This is a genomic window from Echinicola pacifica DSM 19836 (genome assembly GCF_000373245.1).
In the GTDB taxonomy this organism is placed as follows: domain Bacteria; phylum Bacteroidota; class Bacteroidia; order Cytophagales; family Cyclobacteriaceae; genus Echinicola; species Echinicola pacifica.
Genome location: NZ_KB890738.1, coordinates 140,614 through 161,985, shown reverse-complemented (window position 1 = coordinate 161,985; position 21,372 = coordinate 140,614). Strand labels below are relative to the sequence as shown.

General features: G+C 42.1%; 18 protein-coding genes. 9 read left to right on the top strand and 9 right to left on the bottom strand.

What is annotated here, in order from left to right; genetic code table 11:
* Positions 1 to 3: 3 nt before the first annotated feature.
* The gene (pheS, locus tag B050_RS0100690) at positions 4 to 1,032 is read left to right on the top strand and encodes a phenylalanine--tRNA ligase subunit alpha (RefSeq protein ID WP_018471943.1); all 1,029 of its coding nucleotides are present in this window, start codon (positions 4 to 6) and stop codon (positions 1,030 to 1,032) included.
* A 211-nt stretch (positions 1,033 to 1,243) separates the two neighbouring features.
* Here the strand turns inward: pheS and B050_RS0100685 are convergent, their stop codons facing one another.
* From B050_RS0100685 to hemW, 8 genes are all read right to left on the bottom strand, one after another.
* On the bottom strand, positions 1,244 to 2,650 hold the full coding sequence (locus B050_RS0100685) for a peptidylprolyl isomerase (protein ID WP_044201588.1): 1,407 nt from the start codon (positions 2,648 to 2,650) through the stop codon (positions 1,244 to 1,246).
* Positions 2,643 to 3,554: a hypothetical protein gene (locus B050_RS0100680; protein ID WP_044201431.1), complete on the bottom strand. Its 912-nt coding sequence runs from the start codon at positions 3,552 to 3,554 to the stop codon at positions 2,643 to 2,645. The genes B050_RS0100685 and B050_RS0100680 overlap by 8 nt, the downstream gene beginning before the upstream one ends.
* Positions 3,511 to 5,520 (bottom strand): peptidylprolyl isomerase, encoded by a 2,010-nt coding sequence (locus B050_RS0100675; protein WP_026235510.1) that lies wholly within the window; start codon positions 5,518 to 5,520, stop codon positions 3,511 to 3,513. The genes B050_RS0100680 and B050_RS0100675 overlap by 44 nt, the downstream gene beginning before the upstream one ends.
* Positions 5,521 to 5,612: 92 nt before the next feature.
* Complete coding sequence (locus B050_RS0100670) at positions 5,613 to 6,029, bottom strand: ATP-binding protein (RefSeq protein WP_018471939.1); 417 nt, start codon at positions 6,027 to 6,029, stop codon at positions 5,613 to 5,615.
* Positions 6,019 to 6,363 (bottom strand): STAS domain-containing protein, encoded by a 345-nt coding sequence (locus B050_RS0100665; RefSeq protein WP_018471938.1) that lies wholly within the window; start codon positions 6,361 to 6,363, stop codon positions 6,019 to 6,021. Before B050_RS0100665 ends, B050_RS0100670 begins: the two co-directional genes overlap by 11 nt.
* Positions 6,364 to 6,387: 24 nt before the next feature.
* Positions 6,388 to 8,457 carry a GAF domain-containing SpoIIE family protein phosphatase gene (locus B050_RS0100660; RefSeq protein ID WP_018471937.1) on the bottom strand — a complete coding sequence of 690 codons (2,070 nt, stop codon included), beginning with the start codon at positions 8,455 to 8,457 and terminating at the stop codon, positions 6,388 to 6,390.
* A gap of 167 nt (positions 8,458 to 8,624) precedes the next feature.
* Positions 8,625 to 8,939 (bottom strand): DUF721 domain-containing protein, encoded by a 315-nt coding sequence (locus tag B050_RS0100655; RefSeq protein ID WP_018471936.1) that lies wholly within the window; start codon positions 8,937 to 8,939, stop codon positions 8,625 to 8,627.
* Positions 8,940 to 8,962: 23 nt separating this feature from the next.
* Positions 8,963 to 10,084, bottom strand: coding sequence for a radical SAM family heme chaperone HemW (gene hemW / locus B050_RS0100650; protein WP_026235509.1), 1,122 nt, complete (start codon positions 10,082 to 10,084; stop codon positions 8,963 to 8,965).
* Positions 10,085 to 10,272: 188 nt separating this feature from the next.
* Here hemW and B050_RS0100645 point away from each other — a divergent pair, with 188 nt between their 5' ends.
* From B050_RS0100645 to porN, 8 genes are all read left to right on the top strand, one after another.
* The gene (locus B050_RS0100645; RefSeq protein ID WP_018471934.1) at positions 10,273 to 11,973 is read left to right on the top strand and encodes a POTRA domain-containing protein; all 1,701 of its coding nucleotides are present in this window, start codon (positions 10,273 to 10,275) and stop codon (positions 11,971 to 11,973) included.
* Positions 11,960 to 13,078, top strand: coding sequence for a DUF4271 domain-containing protein (locus B050_RS0100640; RefSeq protein WP_240473662.1), 1,119 nt, complete (start codon positions 11,960 to 11,962; stop codon positions 13,076 to 13,078). The genes B050_RS0100645 and B050_RS0100640 overlap by 14 nt, the downstream gene beginning before the upstream one ends.
* A gap of 42 nt (positions 13,079 to 13,120) precedes the next feature.
* A complete protein-coding gene (locus B050_RS0100635) occupies positions 13,121 to 13,894 on the top strand; it encodes a uroporphyrinogen-III synthase (RefSeq protein ID WP_018471932.1) in 774 nt (257 codons plus the stop codon).
* A gap of 80 nt (positions 13,895 to 13,974) precedes the next feature.
* The gene (locus B050_RS0100630) at positions 13,975 to 14,952 is read left to right on the top strand and encodes a PorP/SprF family type IX secretion system membrane protein (protein WP_018471931.1); all 978 of its coding nucleotides are present in this window, start codon (positions 13,975 to 13,977) and stop codon (positions 14,950 to 14,952) included.
* Positions 14,953 to 15,068: 116 nt separating this feature from the next.
* A complete protein-coding gene (gene porK / locus B050_RS0100625) occupies positions 15,069 to 16,160 on the top strand; it encodes a T9SS ring complex lipoprotein PorK/GldK (protein ID WP_026235508.1) in 1,092 nt (363 codons plus the stop codon).
* 43 nt (positions 16,161 to 16,203) lie between these two features.
* Complete coding sequence (gene porL / locus B050_RS0100620) at positions 16,204 to 17,019, top strand: type IX secretion system motor protein PorL/GldL (protein ID WP_044201425.1); 816 nt, start codon at positions 16,204 to 16,206, stop codon at positions 17,017 to 17,019.
* Between the two features lie 35 nt (positions 17,020 to 17,054).
* On the top strand, positions 17,055 to 18,656 hold the full coding sequence (gene porM, locus B050_RS0100615; RefSeq protein WP_018471928.1) for a type IX secretion system motor protein PorM/GldM: 1,602 nt from the start codon (positions 17,055 to 17,057) through the stop codon (positions 18,654 to 18,656).
* A 47-nt stretch (positions 18,657 to 18,703) separates the two neighbouring features.
* Positions 18,704 to 19,519, top strand: coding sequence for a type IX secretion system ring subunit PorN/GldN (gene porN, locus B050_RS0100610; protein ID WP_026235506.1), 816 nt, complete (start codon positions 18,704 to 18,706; stop codon positions 19,517 to 19,519).
* 41 nt (positions 19,520 to 19,560) lie between these two features.
* Here the strand turns inward: porN and uvrC are convergent, their stop codons facing one another.
* Positions 19,561 to 21,372 carry an excinuclease ABC subunit UvrC gene (gene uvrC / locus B050_RS0100605; RefSeq protein WP_018471926.1) on the bottom strand — a complete coding sequence of 604 codons (1,812 nt, stop codon included), beginning with the start codon at positions 21,370 to 21,372 and terminating at the stop codon, positions 19,561 to 19,563.

Sequence of the window (21,372 nt, the reverse complement as noted above, 5' to 3'; positions counted from 1 at the left end):
CGTATGCATCAAGATAAAATAGAAGCAATCAAAGGTCAAATAGCCGCAGCTGACGCGAATAGCGCAGATGAGCTGGAGGCCTATAGAATGCAGTATATTAGTAAAAAAAGTGTGGTGGCAGATCTTTTTGTCGCTATGAAAGATATTCCTAATGACCAAAAGAAAGCCTATGGTCAATTAGTGAATGCAGTAAAGCAAGCTGCTGACGCGAAATTTAAGGAATTGATAGAGAAGGTAAATTCAGGAGACAGAAGTGCTAAATCCGCCGATATTGACCTTACCTTGCCGCCTACTAACCAGACTGTGGGTGGGCTGCATCCTCTTACTAGCGTAAAACAACGGATCATCGAGATTTTTGAGCGTATAGGCTTCAACCTTTCTGAAGGTCCAGAGATAGAAGATGATTGGCATAATTTTACCGCCTTGAACTTCCCTATCAATCACCCCGCTAGGGAAATGCAGGATACTTTCTTTATCGAAAAGAATCCTGATATCGCCTTGCGTACCCACACCTCTTCCGTACAGGTGCGGGTAATGGAAAATCAAAAACCTCCAATCCGTACCCTTTCCCCAGGAAGAGTATTTAGAAATGAGGCCATCTCTGCTCGTGCTCACTGCATTTTCCACCAAGTGGAGGGGTTATATGTGGACACCAATGTAGGCTTTGCCGACTTGAAGCAAACCTTATATCACTTTGCAAAGGAGATGTTTGGCAAAGAAACCAAAGTAAGGTTCCGTCCTTCGTATTTCCCATTTACTGAGCCAAGTGCCGAAATCGACATTTCCTGCTTGCTATGTGGAGGCAAAGGCTGTAACGTATGTAAAGGTACGGGCTGGGTAGAAATCGGTGGATCGGGAATGGTGGATCCAAATGTCCTCCAGAATTGTGGCATTGACCCCGAAAAATTCACTGGCTTCGCTTTTGGAATGGGGATAGAAAGAATCGCTATGCTCAAATATCAAATTAAAGATCTTAGGTTATTTACCGAAAATGATATTCGCTTTTTGAGGCAATTTAAGCCTTTATTATAGCCGTAATTAGAAGTGAAAATCTATAGTAGGCTGGCTTTAAAGAGTTCTGTTCCTTCCTTAGATGGCGGAGCAGGACCTCGAATAAGTTGATTTATTAATAGAGACTATTTTCCTTCCCCGCCAGACACTTCAATTATTAAGCATCAAAAAAGGGAGCCAGTTTCATAACTGGCTCCCTTTTTTATATATAAACCTAAGAGGCAAAGCCTCACTAGTCTTCATCTTTCAGTGCGTTGCAGCGATCATATGCAGGGTCTATGTCAATAAACACTTCTTCCTTGGCGATTTTAAACCACTTCTCTAAGGCCTCTGATTCCTTTTGTTTTTTGGAAGCAGCCTTCAGCTTTTCATAATCATCGCTGAGGTTTGCCCGGTGAGCAGGATACCTGTCTTGATAGTAAAGCAATCTTACGGCCTTCTCAGGCTCTCCAGTACGTTGGTTTTGCTCTTCATATTGCAAAGGCAGACTCAATGTGCCTACTTTCATGGTGTCCAAAGTGAAGTATAAAATAGGATCTTCAAGTGTTCTACTTGCCAATCGATTTGCTCCTGTCGTGGGATCAGAGAAGAAGCCTCCATTATCAGAGGTATTCCTATCATCAGAATAGTTTTTGGCAGCTTTGGCAAAGGATATTGAATCCAGCTGGATAAGGTTTCTAAGGCTGTCAAGCTCCTTTTCCACCTTCAGCAGATCCTGAGCGGTAGGCATAGGTTTGATCAGAATATGACGGGTATTATAAGAATCAGTCCTTCTTTCCAGCAATTGGATGAGGTGAATCCCAAATTGAGACTCCACAGGATCGCCAATCTCCCCTTGACGAAGACTAAGCGCCATTGCCTCATATTCTGGAGCCAGCTCTCCCTTGCGGAAGAATCCTAGGTCACCGCCTTGGGCTTTGGAGCCCGGATCTTCAGAGTACTTACGGGCCATGCTGGCAAAGTCAACATCTCCGCTTAGTATATCAGCTTTGATGTCATTCAACTGCTGGATTACTCGGTCTTTCTCCTGTCTGCTGGCTTTGGGTTTCTTTACGATCTGCCCTACGACCACCTCGGCCGAGAAGAAAGGAAGGGAGTCTGTGGGGATATTATTGAAGAACTTCCGCACATCCGCAGGGGATACGGACATATCCATTACGATATTGTTCCTCATTTTCCCAACGATCTTTTGCTCTTTTACTAAGGTATGGATTTCTGATTTTAGCTGTTCGGCATTTTTGCCATACGCTTCGATAAGGGTTTCCTCATCTCCGCCAAACTGCTGCATCACCATATTAAACCTGTTTTCTACATCTAGGATCACCTCAGCATCAGTGACAATTACCGAATCAATTTCCGCTTTTGCCAACATCAGTTTATTGATGATCAAGGATTCGAATACATCACAACGTGAAGGGGCTTCGAAGCCTTGTTGGGCCTGAGCCACAGCTTCCAGGTAAGCCTGTTGTACGTCGGATTCCAAGATGATATAATTATCCACCTTTGCGATAATTTTATCCAAAACCTGACCGGTGGGTTTCTGCTTGGTGCTATCACCGGATTCAGTGTCTTGGGCCTTGGCCATCACAGTGACCAGGCAGCACAAAATAATCGTTAAAGTCTTCGTAAGCTTATTCATATATTCTGAATTCATTATTGTCCTGCGCGCGTTTATAAACCTGATTTTGCAGGCTTTCTGCCAAATTTACTTTTCTTTTGTTGATGATAATCTCTGAAATCTCGTCTTTCACGAAATCTACCGGAGGTACTTGATCTTGTAATTTATATTCCAAAATATTGAAATAATAATTATACCCTTCATTCTCCACTATAATAGGCTTCTTCCTGCTAGTGAGTAGCTGCACTTTATTCTGGTGATCCGCCAGGGGAGTATTTAAGGTGATTTCATCAAATTTGATCCAAGTGCTATCCTCAAGGAAATAATTAGATGCCGCCGTAATCGCCAGCTCTCTCAGTTGGCTAGATGAGCCCTCCGAATTACTAGCCATTAGTTTTTGCACTTCCTTATTTTGGTTTAGCTCCTTTTCTATTTTAATATAATTGGCCCTGACGATAATCTCCTTTAAGGTGAAATTATCTTTGTTCTGCTCGTAATACTGCTCGATTTCTCCCGCACTTACCTCCCTGTTGAGGTTTTTCTCTATATACTCCTTCTCGTATTCATATACGATGAGAGCATATTTGTAATCCAATAGTTTCTTGTCCAACTCCGCTTGGCTGACATTTACGCTTTTGCTGGCCTCCCGGATCATTACCTGCTTCTTTACCCAGGATTGAATATACCTTTTGGCCAGGTTACTGCTGTCTGTCAGACTGGTAGTTTCCCTAGTGACAAAGTCAAGGTCAGATTTCTTCAGAAGAATATCATCTACAGCAGCGACCACCGGGTCTTCAGAGCTGCCTTGATCCTCCGTTTTTATCTTGAAGAAATCACAGCCCGTCAGGCACAGTGCGATGCAAGCCAATAAGACTACTGCCTTATTTCTCGGCCACCACGATATGTTTGATTCTCTCTTTTTCATCCTCGTTTACACGGATGAGGTAACTTTCCTTTAGTTTTTCTAATAACGAACGGTTCAGGTATTCCTGATAATCTTGGATCACCTTGCCGCGGGTTTCTTCAAATACTTTTGGTCCAGCAGGAATTTCTTTTCCCAGAACTAAAATATATGCCTTTTGTCCCGCCTGAGTTTTCTGAAGCTTTGGACTTATAGATATATTCCTTAAGGCCGGAATAGAGTCCTTTTCGAAGACCCCTGTTTCGATTTTATAGCTCATTGGGCTCTCGTCCAACAAATAATCCTCCAATTTATCCTTTAATGAGGGAGAATAACTTTTATTTTGAAGAAACTTCATGATCGGATTTGATAAGGAAGGGTCGATGACCGTCACGATCAATGCTTCCACCCGATCTCCCCATTGGTATTTTGCAGCATTGCTACGATAGTAATCCATCGTACCTGCGGTATCCAGCAGGGCCTTTTGCCACACATTTTCATTCATTAAGTTAAAGAGTAATATCCCATCCCGATATTCCTGAATGGTAAGACGATAGTCCTCGTTATTGGCAAGAAGATCAGCCTCCTCCGTATTCTCTAAGCTTATCTCTATATACTTATCCACCCATGCGTCATTTGACTTGGATTCTCTCACGACCACCATATCCTCCTTCACGAAATCCACAAACTGCCGTACCTTATAAGCGGAGTCCATGATGCTAAACAGGCTACTGTCCAGCAAGTGTCTGTCCTTAAGCTTTTGATAAAAGGCGGCTGATTTTAGGGCTTCAGTTCTTGAAATCTTTTTCACCTCATTCATAATTGGGGTGTTTTCGCTATAGCTATACCGTGACTTTTGGATCGCGGTCACCTGAGACTGAATGATATGGGAGCGATTGGCTCGGAGTACCTTGGATTGTAAGCTTTTTTCCATCTCCTCAAAACTCGGCAAAGGCTTCTTGCCATCGAGTTTCAGGATATGAAAGCCATAGCTGGTTTGTACTGGGGCAGAAATCTGTCCTTCTACCTCCAAGGCAAAAGCGGCATTTTCGAATTCATCGACGAAGTCTCCCACGCCAAACCAAGGGAGCTGGCCTCCTTGATCTTTAGTACTGGTGTCTTCAGAGTAGGTCTTGCAGACCTCGTTCCAGCTGCCTTTATCTTTTTGTAAAGCGGCATAGATATCAGATATTTTTCTTCTTGCCCGATCTATAGATGCAGGATCGGAAGGGTCTAGGCGCACCAGGATATGACTGGCTTTTACCTGACCTGGATTGGTTTTCTTATCGAGAAGTTGGATGATATGGTAGCCATATTCCGAAAGTACTGGAGAGGATACCTCCCCAATTTTTAGTTGATAGGCTGCTTCCTCAAAAGCGGGGACCATTTGCAAGGCAGTAAAATACCCTAGATCACCTTCATTTGCAGTGACAGAGGGGTCTTGGGAATATTCTAATGCCAAAGGACCAAAGGCCTCACCGTTTTCAATTTTCTCTTTGAGGCTTAGTGCCATTCGTAATACTGCCAAAGAGTCTTCTTTGCTGGAATTTGGTGGAAAGCGCAATAGAATATGCTGGGCATGAAGCATTTCATGCATTCGGCCATATGCTTTTCGGACCTCTCCTTGCTGTAGGGAGGTCTCTAAGGTGTAAGGACGCTTTAGATCTTCTTTGAAGGCAGAGAATTCTCTGTCAAACTCCTCCGATTGGTCCATCTCCAGCGCCTCGGCTTCCTGAACCTTAAGCTTATAGTCAATGAATAATTGGAAGTTTTCTTCAAATTCCTTCTCGGTGAGCTTTTCGCCTTTTTCATCAAACTGCCGATTCTTGGACAGCATGTGGAGAAACTCACTTGCAGGAATATCTTCATTGCCCACAGTGAGTAGATACTGAGGGAGTTCGGGTGTTGTGGATGATTGGGTGACCTTCGTCTTAGGAGAACAGGCCGCCAAAAGCGCCATTGCCAAAAGGCACCGGTATGTAGTCTTCATTGTGTATAGCATGCCAAAAACAATAGTGCAATGTTACAAATTTTACTGTAGAATGTGCGGGTTTACTCTTGATAAGTAAAAAGAATTAACAATTATTTGGATTTCAAAAGTTTCGTCAGCTTGCAGGTATACAGACTTTGGTCCTGACCAGTTTCTATTTTGTCCATGATCCTCTTCACCAGCTTGATTCCAAGTCCTCCTTTTCTTTTACTCTTAATGACCTCCCTGAGGTCAGGCTCATCGTATTTGAGGATGTCAAAGGACTCCCCAGAATCGGTGATTTCAAAGGTGATACGATCGGTAAGCGTAAGGACTTTTACATAGAGATGACTCTTGGGATCACAGCCATGGGTATGGATGATGCGGTTGGCACAGACCTCTTCCACAGCCAGCGTCAACTCATGCACCTGGATGTCTGAGAGATTGGCATGGGCAAGCTCCCGCTCTAAAAATGATCGCAGGTCTGCTAGCTTATTCTTTTCGCAATATAGTCTTAGCTCATGATTCATGGATGACCTGCAAAGCCTCTTCTTTAGTAGTTTTGATGGTGATAAGTTGGTCTAAACCCAAAATGTGAAATACATTGGATACTTTTTCAGATAAACCAAAAATTATAAATTGAATGGACTGCTCTTCAAAATCATCTAAATAGGACATAAATACACCTAAACCCGCAGAGGAAATATAATCCAAGGCACTCGCATCAACAAGGATATACTTATTGCCCTCATCAATGACTTCTTTTATGGACTCGTCCAACTCCACGGAGTTGCTGGCATCCACCTGCCCCTCGAGTGATACTAATATATAGTTTTCGACTTTGTCTTTGCCTATGGTTAACATAACAGATTATACGCTAAGTGTGGTCTAATGTTCTGGTGTGAATTTCAGCACCATCAAGGAGAAATCATCATCTGGAAGGGATGCCCCACCCAGGAATTCATGCATGGATTCTATGACTTTTTCTTTGATCTGTGGTGCCGTCAGTAAATGATGTTTGTTCAATACCTCCTTCAATCGATCATAACCATATTCCTCATTCTCCAGATTTTTGGCTTCTACTATGCCATCGGTGTACATTAATAATACATCTGCAGGATGATAATGAATGGTTTTCTCATGAAGATATTGGGGAAACTTTTTGTTTCGCAGAATTGCCAAGCCTAATCCCTCAAGCTTCACGAAATCTGCCTGGCCACTATGGCTGTCAAAATACAATGTGGGACAATGGCCCGCCCGGCTAAACTGAATCGTCCTGGCCTCTGTATCAATCAGGTAATACGTAGTGGTGATAAAATGGTTTTTGGCCAAACATCGGCTCAAGGCGCTGTTCGCTTGCGAAAGAAATTCCTTGGGGCTCAAGTCCAGCTGAACTAAGCTATTGAAGATACCCTTCATCTGCGCCATATTGAAGGCTGCAGAGGTGCCTTTCCCGGATACATCTCCAATAATCAATCCAAATCGATGCTCATTGAACTGGTAGGTCTCATAATAATCCCCTCCCACCTCATCTGCGGCTTCCGAAAACCCGACGATGTCGAAGTCCTCATTATGATGAAGTACTGAAGGCAATAAGCTGCTTTGTACCCTCTGGGCGATCTTGAGCTCCTCCTTATACCGTTCGTTTTTGATGGCCTCATTTAATAATCGGTGATTCTCAACAGAGATGCTGGCCTGGCCCACGAAAGTGTTGATGATATTCAGCATCTCCTTATTGAAGCCGTTTTTTACCTCCTTCAATAATATAGTATAACCGATCAAGTCTCTATTGACCTTGATCGGGACGATCAGCACCGACTTATATAAGTCATGCTCCGTGGGACCACTTATATACTCTGATTTGATGAGCCCATTGGTATGCATGAAATCACTAAATGGCTTGGTCTTCACCATCAGCTCTCTGATGTCTTTGCGATCCTTATTGGTGATGAAGCGCTGATGAAGAATCTGCACCTCTTCGCTGCTGCCATTGCTGAGCTCCAGCCATGCTGCATCTGCATAAGAGGCGCTCATACAGCTATCCAATAATATGTCCAATACCTGAGTCTCACTTTGCCCGGGTTGTATGGATTGGCTGAGCTTTTGGAAATTGATCGCCTCGGTCAGCTTCTGCTCAAATACTGAGGAAGTGGGGAGGTTAAATAAAGTTACCAGAAAACTAAATAAGCTATACACAAATACAAAACCAAACAGCCCCATCAAGAAGAGATTATCCATAAGATTAATCTCATCATAGGCCGACTGGTAACTCAGCGCCTGCATAAATAGGAAGGAAGTGGTGATCAATATTATAGTAAAGAATAGGATCGACTTCCACTTGTCCTTGAAGGTCAAATATGGAATCCACTTGAGGTTGACTGATATGATGACCCCAAATAATAGTAAAAACACTAAGCCAAATAAAAAGGTGAAGGTGAAAGTGTTTTGATTGAAATAAACAAAAAACATACTCACCAAAAGCATCACCTCGAATATCTGCCATTGCTGGACAGAGGTTTTACTCTTTTGATATAATATCAGCTTCTTCCAGATCAGTCCACAGGATATCAGGAATATCGTGGTGAGACCAAAATTAATATGATAAAAGAAATTGGCTAATAAGGGGTCCGTGCTGAGCCGGGTATCATCTAATACCAAATAAAATAACCGGATGACAATGGCGGCTGCGATCACAATAAGCCCCGTGGAGGCTGCTCGCCATATGAAATGGATGAAATCGCTGTTTTCACTGCGCTCTATGGACCGATTGCAGAAAAGATACACCAGTATAAAAAATATGATCTCTAAGGTCCAGGTGATTTCATTGGCTATCCCTAGCTGCATCCTGTTTACCGTGCCAAATAGCCTCAATAAATCTACAAAAAGCAATCCCAACCAAGTGAGGATGGTCACCAGCAGGATGATCTTTCCGATATTTATATTGGGAAACTTTAGCATGAATAATAACTATACAATATTACACTATATCGTTTAAATTACCAGTTTCTGGTGATTTACAATTTTCATTGGTGCATAGTGTATGAATCGGATAGGGTCTAAATGGAAGAGACATGGAGAAAGAAAATAGTGGTCAACGCTTATATTTAGCGAATCCAAAAAAACAACTATTGGAAAATAATATCTTCTATAATTCCTTTGCCAAATCGCTCTTCAATAATACTTAATACTTTTGATTTATTCATCATCAGCTCTTTTTTGATGGAGGATGAGCTAAGTTTTACATAGAGTTTTTTCTCTCGTGCATAGAGAGAGGTGGTACGGGTTGCAATGGAATTTCCCATTAACTCAGGCCAGCAACTGATGATTTTCCTCTCGTTAAATTTATCCTTGAGTCGATAAGCTTGCAAGAGTTCTTCAAACGCTTCCTTCAGCGGTGTCATTTCTTTTTTGCGTGGCGTATAGTCAGGATACTTTTTCATAGTATAAAGGTAAGTAGTATTTCCTACACAAATAATTTTTCGGCAATATAGTCCGCCAAAAGTTTTCCTTGAGGACTAAGGATAAGGAAATCCCCTTGCTTCACCATCATTTTTTGATTTATAAATTGGTCTATTTCCAGCCTCTTTTCCCCTTCCAAATCGATGTTATGGCGGTTTTGGAGGACTTGTAAGTCCACCCCCCATACGGTGCGAAGTGAGGTGAGAATGTATTCATTGGTCAAATCCTGGGCACTTAGCGTTTCTAAGGTATAGGGGACTTGAGACTCCCGCAGGGAGCGGATGTATTTTCCATTATTCGAGATATTGGATTGCCTGCTTTTCCCATCAAAGGAATGAGCACTTGGCCCCACTCCCAGATAGGGGGTGCCTCTCCAGTAATTGGTGTTGTGCACAGCAAAATCATCCTCCTTACCGAAGTTTGATATTTCATACTGGATATATCCTGCTTGTCCTAACTCCGACTGTAATAGCTCAAACTGCTCAGCAGCAAAGTCCTCCGTGGCAGGTGCAAAAGTCCCTTTTTTGGTCCAGCGTCCCAGTGCCGTATCTTCCTCTATGCTGAGACAGTAACTGCTGATATGACCTGGATCCAGCAGAATGGCCTGTGCCAAATCCGATTTCCATATCATATGGTCCTCGGAAGGAAAACCATACATCAAGTCAATGGACATCTTCGTAAACCCATAGGCCCGGGCCTTCTCTATGGAGCTGATGGATTCCTTGGAGTTGTGAGCACGGTTATAGAATTTCAGCACCTCATCGTTGAAACTTTGGACGCCAATGCTCAAGCGATCAAAGCCCAATAGCTTTAACTCCTGGATTTTTTGCTCATGAAGATCGTCCGGGTTAGTTTCGATGGTTACCTCCTTCAGGCTGACAGCATAGTGGCGGTGGATGGTGTCTAATATTAGTTCGAGCTCTCTGGCCTCAAGCAAGCTAGGCGTGCCTCCGCCAAAATAGATGGTGCTGATAGGAGCATCTTTTAGATAATCTTTTTGAAGTACCAGCTCTTTACTGATCATCTGCACTAATGTGTCCTTATTATTCAGGTTGGTACTGAAGTGGAAGTCACAATAATGACATGCTTGTTTGCAAAAGGGGATATGAATATAAATTCCTGCCAAAATGGGTTAGTTTTACTCCTGCAAAGATAAGAAAATAAGAATAGCCTCTATCCTGATACGGGACAGTGCTCATCAAAAGGAACTTCTTTACTCTTATATTTATGCCATAAATATGGCGGGCTGGGGCTGATTAATTTTGACCGGTCTATCTGTTTCATTTTATTTCGTAGAAATAAGGATTTAAACTATTGAAAAAAGTACTGCTCATACTGATTATTTTTTGCCTTACTGCTGAGGGCTTTTGCCAGGACAGTATAAGCTATAGTTATTCGATCAAAGGAGGGTATGAGGAGCAGGGGCGTTTTGACCAAGTGGATTCTCTGGCCATGATGGAGGTTATACGCTTAAGGTTATGGAGGGAGGGATATTTTGCCTATTCGATTTCGGTGAATGGGGAGAGTATTGATATCTCGACAGGGTCTCCATTGAAGTGGCTGGCGCTGGAACCCGGCAATGTGCCTGAAGGGATTTTAGAGGCAATAGGCTATAAAGCGTATGATTTTCGCGGGCAGCCGCTGGATTATGAGCAATTTATGAGTCTATATGAGAAGCTCCTCGCTTGGCATGATAATCATGGCTTTCCCTTTGCGAGCATCGCATTAGATAGTATCCGGCAGGAGGATTATTCTTTGGAGGCTAGCTTTGACCTGAGCCCTGGACCTCAGATTACTTTTGATTCCCTGCGGGTGAATGGTAATGCCCGAATCAAGACAAGCGCCTGGTCGAGAAGACTAGGCCTGCAGTATGGGGATCCTTATAGTGAGCAGAAAGTCAATCAAGCCGCTTCTCAGCTGAATAATAAACCTTATTTTGTCCTTCAAGGCCCTATACAGCGCAGTTTTCAGAATTCTCAAGCCACACTTTATTTGCCAATAAATAACCGAAGGATCAACACCATTGATGGTATTATTGGTTTCTTGCCAAATGAGACCGAGGAAAATAAAATGCTCATCACAGGTCAGTTTGACTTGGAGATTTATAACCCGACGGGTAGGGGTAGGGAGTATGCGCTGCACTGGCAGCGTCTCAGCCAATACAGTCAGACCTTGGAAATAAACGCGCTAGAGCCCATGATTTTCAAGACCCCCATTGATTTATCCATTCATTTTGGTTTGCTGAAGCAGGATACCACCTTTATCAATAGAGATTTTATACTTTCATTTGGATATCCCTTATATGCTAATGCGACGATTGAGTTTTTTAGCCGGTGGCAGTCAGGGGATTTATTGTCAGTACCAGAGATTACGGATAGCATGGACCTGCCCGATATTTTAGATTATCGGTATCATAATTATGGATTGAAGCTTAGTTACGTGCGACTGGACAATAGGATCTTGCCTCGCTCAGGAATAAGCCTGGAGGGGGAGGCGGGAATAGGAAATAAGGAAATCCTTCAAAACACGCAGATCCCAGAGGAATATTACGAGGGGGTAGATCAGGAGGCTATTCAGGCCTATTCACAGGTACATTTTAATTTCTATAGTCAACTCAGACCTCAGCTTAGCGCTTATATTGGACTTCATGGTGGATATATTGAAGGAAACAATTTGCTGAGAAATGATATGTTCCGTCTAGGAGGTTTACAGACAATTAGAGGCTTTAATGAGAATTTCTTTTTTACAAACCGATATGTTTATGCTAATTTTGAACCTAGGTTTTATTTTGAAAACGAATCTTATTTCTTGCTCTTCACTGATATGGGGCTTTTAGGGTCCAAGTCCATTACCACTAAGAGCGAAAATGATCAGGTAATCTCCTTTGGCGCAGGCTTAAATTTAAGCACTCAGGGTGGGATGTTCCGGTTTTTGTATGGTGTGGGGCGATCGGCAGATCAGAAAATAGGGTTTAATTACGGGAAGATACATTTTGGATATATTGGAAGATTTTAGGAAAGTGCATAGGTATATCGTCAGCACCTTATTGGTCCTTTTGGCGGGCTTGACTTATTCCTATGGTCAGGTGTTGGAGAATTATAATCCCAAGATCCAGATCAAGGAAAAGTATGAGCTGGTACCCTCAGCTGTGGAGGCTAGTGTTGATTTGAATATAGGGTCTTTTCCCAATTCTTCCTTCAGGATGTCCTTCCCGGATAAGTCTGCCGTGTTTTTAGCAGACCGTTTGTGGTTTTATGCCCAATCAGATACCAATATCAGGGTGAGTATGGCGGAGCTAGCCACTTATGCTAACGCCACTGGTACGGCATCCTTAGCACTTACGATTTATAAGAAAGGCATCTCGAGAGAGGATTTGGATATCAAAAAAGGGGTGTGGACTCGTGCTTCAGATCTGCCTAGAGGAGCTGAGCCCAGCAAGGAGGCATTAAGGGCGAAGGATGATTTTAAGGATTTCCTTATTTTGGCCTTTGTGGTGATTCTTAGTTTGGTGGCCTTATTTAAGGTGACTTACCCAATAGTTTTTCAGGAGTCCCTGCGTCCTGTTACGGTATTTGTGGAGGATTCGGATGGGCCTAGTGGTGTTAGGGTATTTTCTTCCGATGTATTATTCACCTTGCTCGTGTTCAGTATGTTATTGGCTTTATTTGCAATGGCAGGTATTCATTTTATGAAATTGCCCATTCCCGAGGCGATTCAACCTGAGGACCTAAATGGATTCCTGCTGGTTTGGCTCTCCATGGCGGTGCTGTTTATGGGGTTTAGTTATCTTAAGTATATATGGATAAAGATTTTCTCTGCAATATATCATTTGGACAAAACTGACTTCAGCCAGTTTTTCTATATGGTGAGAGGTTTGATGATGGCTTTACTAATTTTATTTGTGGTCCTATTAGGGTTTTATCTTCAGGGTTATGCTCAGATGGACCGATTGATTGAGATATTATTGAGTATATTTTTGTCTTTGTATCTATTAGGGCTTTTGAGGCTGTTTTACTTAATGATAAAAAAAGTACCATTTAAAAGTTACCATTTATTTTCGTACCTTTGCAGTTCCGAATTAGTGCCTTTTTTAATTATCGTTAAGTTGGTAATGGGCTAGTTCTGGAAACATCAGGGAAAATAATAGAAGATAATAGAGCATATGACAAAATCTACCAAGGACAGATTTCGGCCGGTAAAGAGTATTTTGGTTTCTCAGCCTCGCCCTTCCGACGCGAAATCCCCCTATTTTCAGTTGGCGGAAAAGTATAATCTTCAAGTTGACTTCAGACCATTCATACAGGTCGAGCCCGTTTCTATTCGTGAATTTAGGAAGCAGAAAATTGACATTCTTAAGCATACTGCGGTGGTTTTTACCAGTAGAAATGCCATTGATCATTTCTTTAAAATCTGCCAGGAGCTAAAGATTGAGATGCCTGCAGACATGAAGTATTTCTGTATTTCTGAGCAGACAGCCCATTATTTACAGAAATATATCGTTATCAGAAAGCGTAAGCTTTTTGTTGGTGTACGTACTGCAGCGGATTTATTTGATTATTTCAAAAAACATAAAGGTGAAAAATACCTGTTCCCATGTTCAGATATTCGGAAAAATGATATTCCTGATTATTTGGCTAAGAACGGTATTGATTATACTGAGGCGATCATTTATCATACGGTGGCAGCGGACCTATCTGATCTGAAGGATATCAAATATGATATATTGGCCTTCTTTAGCCCTTCAGGGATCACTTCGCTGATACAAAACTTCCCGGATTTTGAGCAGGGGCCTACTCGTATCGCCGCTTTTGGACCGACGACTTCCAAGAGTGTGTTGGATCAAGACTTGATTCTGGATATCGAGGCACCTATGCCTAATGCCCCTAGTATGACGGGAGCGTTAGAGTTGTACATCAAAAAAGTGAATAACCTTTAAAAAATATCAACATTTATAAGGTAAATTCTGTTATTATTGTGTACAATAGTTATATTAAAATTGATATACTTTTGAGGCGCATGAAAAAAAGAATTTACCTTATATTTACTTTTTTGACAGGGATTTTAATGCTGGCTGCTACAGACTCCAAGCTGTATGCTCAGCAGGATGCCCAGTTTACTCAATATATGTATAATGGATTGTATTATAATCCCGCCTATGCTGGTCGGGAGGACGGATACCAATTCAGTGCACTCCACCGCTCCCAATGGCTAGGTTATTCGACCACTAGCGGACAGGGCGGAGCGCCCACCACCCAGCTGGTTACTGCCACTGGAAGGATCCCCGGCAAGTCCATTGGTTGGGGTTTTTCATTTGTCAATGATGATATTGGCCCTGTGACTAGCCAGGAGCTTAATCTATCGGCAGCCTATCATCTTAAGATGCGTAGAGGACATTTAAGTTTAGGAGTTTCTGGTGGATTTTTTTCAAATACCATAAACTTTGACGAAATTGATGTGGTCAACCCTGATCCGACCATCCCCAGCAATGGAGATGAAACCCAGATGACCGCAAATTTTGGTGCAGGCTTAATGTATGAAGCACCAAAATATTATATCTCCCTAAGTAGCCGTCATGTCAATGAGCCTACGTTTGAGTTTGGGGAGGACAGCTTTGAAAATCAGCTGGTCAATCACAGTTATTTAATGGTAGGGTATAAGATTAAAACATTTGCTCAAGTCACTTTTGATCCGAGTTTTCTATTAAAAAGTGAAGGGTTTGATAATTTTTCTTATGACCTAAGCGTTATAGCCACACACAACGATCGAATTAGCGGAGGATTGTCTTATAGGGGCGAAGAATCTGTTTCGGTCTTATTTGGATATAAATTATTAAGAGATAGATCCCTTAGAATTGGGTATGCATTTGATATAGTTGTGAATGGGAATGAGGCGAAGTCTCCGACCTCTCACGAGTTTATGTTAACGTATAATTTGCCTTCCGTTTCGAAAAAAATAGAGAGTATAATACAACGAACACCAAGATTTCGATTTTAACTAACCATTAATTTTGTTGGTTTTTTTACGTTGTTATAACATTTTCTCTTAAATTTCGAACCTGGAAAATACACGTTAATCGAGGAAATAAGGAATTGTCAACAAAATTGTCTTTTATGTACACGAAAATGAACTCACGATTTTTGACAGGGGTCGTGATGCTACTGGTAATGGGGCTGGTGCAAGGTTGTGGGCTGTTTGGTAGCAAGGGTTCTGCAAGCGAAAAAGCCAACCGTTCCGGTGAAGTAACCGGAGTGCCCAACCGATCCGGCTGGCAACAGACTCTGCCTCATGAAATGGTGCCCGTAAAAGCTGGTACTTTCTGGATGGGACAAGCTGATGAGGATATTGCTGCAAGTAATTCCTCTATGAATAAGCAAGTGACTATTTCTGAATTTTATATGGACAAATATGAAGTGTCCAATAATAAATATCGTCAGTTTTTGGAGGCGGTTAGAATGGGAGATCTTGCACTTTCTACTCCTACGACCCTTAAGGATCCCCCACAATTTAATATAGATGAATTGCTTCCTGATACCACCGTTTGGTCTCAGAGCTTTACACACCATTATGGAGACCCCTTAATGGAATATTATTTTGAGCACCCCGCATTTGATGACTACCCTGTGGTGGGCATAAGCTGGGAGCAGGCTAAGAAATACTGTGAGTGGAAATCCTACCATATGAATGCAAATGATAAGTCGGAGTATGATATGCCTCGATTTAGACTGCCTTCAGAAGCAGAGTGGGAATATGCCGCTAAAGGAGGTAAAGAAATCGCCAAGTATCCTTGGGGAGGTCCGTACCTGAAAAATCGTCGCGGTTGCCTGATGGCTAACTTTAAACCTGGACGTGGAAACTATATCGATGATGGCTTTGCCTATACTGCTCCCGTAGATGCTTATGCTCCCAATACCTTTGGGATCTATAATATGTCCGGAAATGTAGCAGAATGGGTAGCTGATGCCTATAATCCCGCTGCCAGCGCACTTATATGGGATCTCGATCCTAAATATGAGGATGATAATGAATCGAGAAAAGTCGTTCGTGGAGGCTCTTGGAAAGACATTGCCCATTATCTCGAAACAAGTACCCGTACCTACGAATACCAGGATGTGAAAACAGCACATATCGGTTTTAGAACTGTAATGACCTTCATCGGTCGATCAGGTTCCATGGATGTGAGCTCCACCCGTAGAAGACGTTAACCAAGCATAACACACACTTAAAAAAAACCAACTTTTACAACCTATGTCAACAAACAACGAAAATTCATTTATCCATAAGTTCTATGGCGATATCATGCCAATGATTTATGGGATCGGTGCGGCTGTAGTTATTCTCGGAGCCATGTTCAAAATCCTGGATTGGGAAGGCGCCTCTCTAATGATCGGTGTCGGACTATCTACCGAAGCAGCCATCTTCTTTCTTTCTGCTTTTGAGCCAAAATCCAAAGAAGTGGATTGGAGCCGAGTATATCCTGAACTAAACGAAGGAGCCACCCCGGTGACACCTAGACGTACCGCTGCTGTAGCGGCTGCGCCTACTGATAATACCTCTCAGAAACTTGATAAAATGCTGGAAGATGCCAATATCGGTTCTGATCTTATCGAAAACCTTGGTAGAGGATTGAAAAATCTAGCAGATTCTACCCAGAAAATGGGAACTGTGGCTGACGCTGCCCTTGCCACTTCCGAATATGCTGATAATGTGAAAGTAGCTTCCAAAACGCTGGTAGATATCAACCAGTCCTATAGCAAAACCGCAGCAGCACTTTCTGATATGTCTAACGCCTCTCAGGAAGCCAAAGACTATAGAAATCAGGTGGTATCGGTTACCAAAAACCTTTCTGCTCTGAACTCAGTGTATGAGCTGGAACTGCAGGATGCCAACAGTCATGTGAAAGTACTTAATAAGTTCTACTCAAATGTTACTGCTACCATGGAAAGCTTGAATGAAGCAGGTAAAGAAACCGAAACATTCAAGACAGAACTGGCTAAGCTGAACAAAAATGTGAGCTCCCTTAACAGTATTTATGGTGGTATGCTTACCGCCATGAAGGGTTAATTAAAATTTTGTAGAACAAAAATATAACTGGATATATGGCCGGTGGAAAAGAAACGCCAAGGCAGAAGATGATCGGGATGATGTATCTCGTTCTCACCGCGCTCTTGGCACTACAAGTAAGTAATCAAATCCTGCAAAAATTCATTTTGCTGAATGATGGCTTGGAAAGAACTTCTAAGAATTACATTCAAAAAAATCAATTTACAGTAAGCTCTATTCAAGGTAAGGTGGAGCAGCAGGGTGGAAATATAAAGGACCTTCCGAAAGTGGAGGCTGCAAAGAAAATCAGAGAAACTACTGTAGAGGTTTTTACCTATTTGGAAGGACTTAAACAAGAACTGATTACGCAATCAAATGCGAAAAATGAATCTGGACAATTCAAAAATAGTGCCTTGAAGAATACAGATGTCCCTGGAAATATTTTCAATAATAATAAAAAGGGATATGAAATGCAGGAGAAGCTGAATGCCTATCCTGTTGCAATAGAAGGCATTCTTAGCGAGCTGGGGATTTCATTGAAATTTGAAAAAATCGCCAAAGACGCAAGTGAAATAGACCTGTTTAAAGACGATGCAGATGTAAACTATAAGGATTTTGTAAACCTGAATTTTGTGAAGTCTCCTGTAGGAGCTGTTTTGGCGATTATTTCCCAATATCAAAATGAGGTTCTTAATATAGAAAGTGAATCACTCTCTGAAATCGCAAACTCCTTAGGCTCATTTTACTTCAAGTCTGATATCTTCAAAGCAATGGTTTCTGCCAACTCTAATATTGTGGCCGCAGGTACCAAATTTGAAGGAAATCTGTTCATCGCTTCCTCTTCCTCATCTACTCAGCCTAAAATGTCTGTGGACGGTAAGGAAATCCCGGTAGAACAAGGCTTTGGCCAGATTAGCTTTCCAGTGCAGCCAGCAGGAAGTTATGATGACCGTGGATTAGCAAAGAGAACATTTAAAGGGGATGTAATTGTAAATATTGCCGGTGAAGATAGCGTGCTGTCTGTTGACTATGACTATTATGTAGCCAACCCTACCATTGAGGTGACTGCAGAGTCGATTCAACAGCTATATGCTGAGTGTGCCAATGAATTGAAAATTAAAGTTCCAGCCCTAGGCAATAGTTATGCACCTGAATTTACCGTAAGTAACGGTCAGTCTATCAAAGGTAGTAACCCGGGAGATGTGACTATCATACCAGGGAATTCTGGAAAAGTGAATATTGGAGTAAGCAGTGGAGGAACCAAAATCGGTACCAAAACCTACGATATACGGCCTGTTCCGGCGCCGACTATTAAGCCATTTGATGGTAGAGGTGAAATCGACCTAAGCCAGCCATATCCTACTCCTGGGCCTTCTCAGCTGATGATCAAGGCCATTCCGGAGCCAACATTTGGCCGTACAATGGCTAAGGATGCCAAATTTGAGGTTTCCGCAGGTGTGGTGAAGCTGTTGAGAAATGAAGTTCCAAGGGATCAGGTGAATATCACTGGTGAAAATATCGGTATCCGTCAGCTATTGGCGGCTGCTAAAAGTGGAGATGCCCTTATTATCCAAGTCACCGAGGTGACCAGGACTAATTTTAGAGGCAATAAAATAAAAAGCCCACAAAATGAAATTATCCGTATAGCGATCAAATAATTCGCTATTGCGGGGGCTTTAAGTTGGAGATGATAAAGATGATAGAAATGAAGGTACTTAAGAAATCATGCCTGGGAATCTTAGCGGTATTAGCGGTGCTTCTTAGCCCCGCAGAGCTATTGGCTCAGGGCGCTACCAGTGTTGACCCTACTGCTGTAGGCGATCGGCAGTTTGAGGTGGATACAGTGTTTTCTGCCCATAATATTCGAGAGGATGACAAAATGTATCAAATCGGAGTGTGGCGTAGAATTGACCTTAGAGAGAAGTTTAATCATCCGCTATATGGCACTGGAGATACCAAGAGAAATGGTATCATCAACAGTATCTATAAGGCGGTCGTTGAAGAAAATGCTCTGGAGGTGTTTGCTGATGAGACCTTTACGACTCCACTTTCTATAGCCGATTTCCAAGATAACTTTTGGATGTCAGCAAATGGGGATAGTATCTTCGTTAAAAATTTGTATTACCTGGATTTTAAAGAGGATTTCTTATTTGATAAGCATCATTCTCAAGTGAAATTTGATGTGAAATACATCCATATGGTGATGCCTTCTCAGACCAATGCAAATGCAGGTCAGAAAAGCATTGGATACATTAGGTTCAAGGATTTCTATGAGTATTTCGAAAACCACCCTGAAGCCAAATGGATCAATTTCACAAATACCTCAAAAGACTTGTCTTATAGTCAGGCTTTCGATTTGAGACTATTCAAATCAGTAGTTAGAAAGTATTCAAATTCTGAAGATGCGCTGATCGCAGATATGGTGGATCCTGATAACCATCCGGATCTGCAAGCCTATCTGGATGGGCTTAAGTTTGAATATGATTTATTGGAATTTGAAAATAGCCTTTGGGAATGGTAAACATTCTTTGGCTTTAGGAATAATCAAGAGAGCAGGTATCATTACCTGCTCTCTTGTTTTATAAACCCTAGGATTCGGGCAGTCTTGTCTTTTCCTATTATTGCTTCCAAGTCCTCAGCAGAGGCTTCCTTGATATTCTTTACTGACTTGAAGTGCTTCAATAGCTTATCAGTCGTTGTTGGACCAATTCCCTCAATGGAGTCCAGGGCGGTCTTAAATGAATTTTTGCTGCGGACATCTCTGTGGAAGGTGATCGCAAAGCGGTGAGCCTCATCTCGGATGCGCTGAATGAGCCTTAAGGATTCGGATTTTTTGTCTATATGAAGGGGAAATGAATCACCAGGGAAATAAATTTCCTCCAGACGTTTAGCTATCCCTATGATAGGAACTTGGCCATAGATGTCTAATTCCTTTAGGGCCTCTACGGAGGCGGATAGCTGCCCCTTGCCGCCGTCAATGACTATGAGCTTAGGCAAGGGCTTACCTTCGCTTAGCATACGTCTATAGCGTCTTCCTACGATCTCAGTCATACTTGCAAAATCATCCGGGCCTACCACGGTTTTGACATGGAAATGGCGATATTCTTTTTTGGCTGGCTTACCATCTAGGAAGCATACCATACTTGCCACTGGATATGCACCTTGTATATTGGAATTATCAAAACACTCAATATGGTCGGGAATGTCTTTCAATGACAAATCTTTCTGAAGCTGTACCAATATGCGGTTTTTCTTTTCTACCGCCTTGCCACTGATCAAAGCTTTTTCCTTTTTATAATAAAGGGCATTTTTAAGCGATAATTCCACCAGTTTTCGCTTGTCACCAATTTTGGGCACCGATAAGTTGATCCCTTCTATGGGCTCCTCCAATCCATCTAAATCTATATTACTGATGATTTCCTTAGCTTCACTTTGAAATTGGTCCTGCAGCCTGACGATGGCGGTAAGCAGCAATTCTGCCTCAGTTTCATCGAGCTTCTTACGCAGTTCCACCGTCTTGGTGGTGTTTACCGCTCCGTTTTTGATATTTAGGTAATTAACAAATGCATATTTTTCATCCGAAACTATGGTGAATATATCCAGAGCTTCAATAGCCGGATTTGCCACCAGACTTTTAGCTTGATATTTTTCCAATAACTCTAGTTTCCCCTTATATCTTTCTGCTCTTTCAAATGCTAATTGCTCAGCACATTCCTGCATTTTTGCTTTAAAATAAGCCTTAGGTATCCCCAGGTTTCCTTTAAGGATATTTTTGGCCTGATCAATATCACTCAGATAATCCTGCTCTGATTGTAGAGCTTCACATGGGCCAAGGCAATTTCCAATATGGTATTCCAAGCATACTTTATATTTCTGCTCAGCGATTTTATAAGGAGATAGGTCCAGCTTGCAGGTGCGTATTGTAAATAGACTACGGATAAGCTCAAGGACATTATTCATGGCCTTGACGCTTGCAAATGGCCCATAATAGGTGCCGCGCGAAGGGATCACCCGCCGGGTAGGATAGATCTGTGGAAAATTCTCCTTAGTGACTAATAAATAGGGATAAGTCTTATCATCCTTAAGGAGGATATTGTATTTGGGTTGGTTTTTTTTGATGAGGTTATTCTCCAATAGTAGTGCATCAAATTCCGTGTTTACCATCGTAAACTCGATTTTTCTGATCTCCCTGACCATTCTTTTGGTCTTTAGATTTAAATTTGCACTTTTGATGAAATAGCTCGCTGCTCTTTTACGAAGGCTTTTTGCTTTACCAACATAGATAAGAGTGCCCTCTTCATTATAGTATTTATATACTCCGGGACTATCGGGTAGTTTCGAATATTCGCTGGGGCTGTATGAAGGACTTTCCAT